Origin of the sequence: Mesorhizobium sp. M7A.F.Ca.CA.003.01.2.1 (genome assembly GCF_003998945.1) — a bacterium.
GTDB lineage: Bacteria > Pseudomonadota > Alphaproteobacteria > Rhizobiales > Rhizobiaceae > Mesorhizobium > Mesorhizobium ciceri.
Window position 1 is genome coordinate 1 of record NZ_RZRA01000771.1, and the last position, 2829, is coordinate 2829.

Sequence of the window (2829 nt, forward strand, 5' to 3'; positions counted from 1 at the left end):
GTCCCGGCGCCCGCCGGGGCCTTCGCTATCGCTGCGGGCTTCAATCAATCGGCAAAAAAAGGCCCGCCGCCCCTCGGCAGCGGGCAGGTCCTGGAGTGCCGGGGGATCAACCCGGCATGGGATCAACGAGCGGATCACCGGTTGGTTGCAGGGATCGGCCCGGTAGCCTTCCTTTGGGTGGACCGCCACCGGGCCTGACCGGAGCGGGGTGTATTGGGGGAGCCCCGGCTGCTTCCAAAATATCACTTTTCTCTTATATTCGCTTTAGCTAATTTACATAAAGCCATGCATCACCCGCAGATGGGGTGCGCACTTCACGAAAGTGTCGAAGTGACGTCTCCCTGCTTATGCCATTCGGAATTCGCGGAACCAAAGCGGTTGCATCTGACTTTGGTTGGTGACGCGCAAAGACTTTTTCGCTGCTATCTTAAAGTTACCAAATGGAAATTGACCGGCGCAGCATATCAAGTCGATTTGCGCTGACGATCTCTCTGTTTTTCCAGGAACTGCTTGGCGTGCTCCGCCCAATCAGCCGTGGTGACTTTATGCTCCTGAACGGACTTTCTGAAAGCCTTGCGCAGAGCATCAAGGTCAAAGGCCCACAGTTGTTCACCATCAGTGCTGTTCAATTTTGTGCCGCCCGTCCCCATGAGAACGATGGTGTGCACCACAAGCTCAATCTTTCAAGGATCAATGCCTGACTTCTTTTGGGTATATCCGGGTATATCGAATATACAATCGCCTGCATAAAACAGGTTCAAACCGTGAACAGAATCTGGCATGGTGCCTGGCATGCCGATCATCTCGCCCATCCCAATCAACCCTCTCATCGACGGTCGCCAGTCCGAACGCGCCATGCTGGTGCGGCGCGGTGTGCAGCGGCTGCTCATGGATATGGGCGCGCATGTCTTGCCCGAACTGTCGCTGGCCACCGGCCGCCGTGCCGACCTCGTCGCTTTGACCCGGCAGGGCGATATCTGGATCATCGAGATCAAATCCTCGATCGAGGATTTCAGGGTCGACCGCAAATGGCCCGACTACCGGCTGCATTCCGACCGCTTCTTCTTCGCCACCCATCCCGGCGTACCCTCGGAGATCTTCCCGCACGAATGCGGCTTCATCCTTTCCGACGGCTATGGCGCCGAGATCCTGCGCGATGCGCCCGAGCACCGCATGGCAGCGGCAACGCGCAAGGCGCTGATGCTGCGGATCGCGCGGGCCGGCGCTTCGCGGCTGCTGGCGGCGGAGCTTGCCGGCGTGTCGGTGCCGGCGCTGGAGGGTGAGAGCGAGTAGCGGCGTCCTTCAGTCTATGGCCGGCTCTCCTCTTCGCCGTCCTCCACGCCACCCCTAGCGGACGCCATGAGCAGCACGGCAGCGCCCAGGATGGCGGCGATGAAGGAGCCGGCGAGGATGCCGACCTTGACCGCGTCCTGCAGCGCCACGTCGCCGGCGAAGGCGAGCAGGCCGATGAACAGGCTCATGGTGAAGCCGATGCCGCACAGCAGCGATATGCCGATCATGTGCGTCCAGCCGGCATTGGCGGGTAGGTCGGCAAGACCGAGCCTGATGGCAAGTGCCGAGGAGCCGAACACGCCGACCAGCTTGCCGACCACCAGGCCGGCGGCGACACCCAGCGTCAACGGCTCGATCAGCGCGCCAAAGCTCAGGCCGGCGAGCGAAACGCCGGCATTGGCAAAGCCGAAGATCGGGATGACGACGAAAGCCACAATCTTGTGCAGGCCGTGCTCGAGCCGGTGCAGCGGCGAACGGTCCAGATCGTGACCGATCCCGGCGGAGCGCTCAAGCGGGATGGTCAGCGCCAGCGCCACGCCGGCAAGCGTTGCATGGACGCCAGATTTCAGCACCAGAACCCACAGGACGACGCCCAGAACGAGATAGGGCACAAGCGTCATCACCCGCATGCGGTTGAGCACGACAAGCGCGGCAATGATTGCGAAGGCGGCACCCAGATAAGCCAGCGACAAGCCGCTGGTGTAGAAGATGGCGATGATGATGACGGCACCGAGGTCGTCGATGATGGCCAATGCTGTGAGGAACACCTTCAGCGAAGCCGGCACGCGGCTGCCGAGCAGCGACAGCACGCCGAGCGCAAAAGCTATGTCGGTGGCGGTCGGGATCGCCCAGCCGGACAGGGCGGCCGCATTGTTGCGGTTGACGGCGACATAGACGAGTGCCGGAACCAGCATGCCGCCGGCGGCGGCGATGCCGGGCAGCACGCGCCGAGGCCAGGTGGAGAGCTGGCCGTCCAGCATCTCGCGCTTGATCTCCAGCCCGACGAGCAGGAAGAACACCGCCATCAGCCCGTCATTGACCCAGTGCGAGACGCTGAGCGGGCCGAGATAGGCGTGGAGCACGGAGAAATAGGTTTCGGCGAGCGGCGAGTTGGCGACGATCAACGCAAGTGCCGCCGCCGCCATCAGGATGATGCCGCCGGCCGCTTCGCTATCGAGAAATTCGCGGAAGACGGAAATCGGCCGCTGCTTCAGATCCTGCATGTCGCCTCCGTCATGCCGCCTGTTTCGGCGGGTTTCAATCGGCAAGATGGCAAACGGTGGCCTTAACGCGGCGCGCGCTTTGCCAGTATGCGCTGCAAGGTGCGACGGTGCATGTTGAGCCGGCGCGCTGTCTCGGAGACGTTGCGCTCGCACATCTCATAGACGCGCTGGATATGCTCCCATCGGACGCGGTCGGCCGACATCGGGTTTTCCGGCGGCGCCGCGCGCTCGCCGGCGGTGCGGGTGAGTGCGGCGAAGATATCATCGGCGTCGGCGGGCTTGGAGAGATAATCGACCGCACCGAGCTTCACCG

Annotated in this window: 5 protein-coding genes; 3 read left to right on the forward strand and 2 right to left on the reverse strand. The window is 62.6% G+C overall.

The genetic code is table 11. From position 1 onward, the window contains the following. From EN969_RS35595 to EN969_RS25250, 3 genes are all read left to right on the forward strand, one after another. Positions 1–198, forward strand: a 198-nt coding sequence (locus tag EN969_RS35595; RefSeq protein ID WP_206525226.1) for a hypothetical protein, incomplete at its 5' end; no start/stop codon positions are given. A 242-nt stretch (positions 199–440) separates the two neighbouring features. Next, positions 441–701 (forward strand): hypothetical protein, encoded by a 261-nt coding sequence (locus EN969_RS25245; protein ID WP_127219059.1) that lies wholly within the window; start codon positions 441–443, stop codon positions 699–701. A gap of 91 nt (positions 702–792) precedes the next feature. Beyond that, entirely contained in the window at positions 793–1293 is a 501-nt protein-coding gene (locus EN969_RS25250; RefSeq protein WP_050596417.1) for an MmcB family DNA repair protein, read from the forward strand. A gap of 14 nt (positions 1294–1307) precedes the next feature. On the opposite strand, the gene nhaA is transcribed toward EN969_RS25250, so the two are convergent. Together nhaA and EN969_RS25260 are read right to left on the reverse strand one after the other, a co-directional pair. Next, entirely contained in the window at positions 1308–2516 is a 1209-nt protein-coding gene (gene nhaA, locus EN969_RS25255) for a Na+/H+ antiporter NhaA (RefSeq protein ID WP_063169902.1), read from the reverse strand. 62 nt (positions 2517–2578) lie between these two features. Then, positions 2579–2829 (reverse strand): helix-turn-helix domain-containing protein (locus tag EN969_RS25260; RefSeq protein ID WP_281060032.1); only part of this gene is annotated, 251 nt, incomplete at its 5' end.

Coding starts and splice junctions, on each gene's coding strand:
- EN969_RS25250 (WP_050596417.1), top strand. CDS start 793: ATGCCGATCATCTCGCCCATCCCAATCAACCCTCTCATCGACGGTCGC.
- EN969_RS25245 (WP_127219059.1), top strand. CDS start 441: ATGGAAATTGACCGGCGCAGCATATCAAGTCGATTTGCGCTGACGATC.
- nhaA (WP_063169902.1), bottom strand. CDS start 2,516: ATGCAGGATCTGAAGCAGCGGCCGATTTCCGTCTTCCGCGAATTTCTC.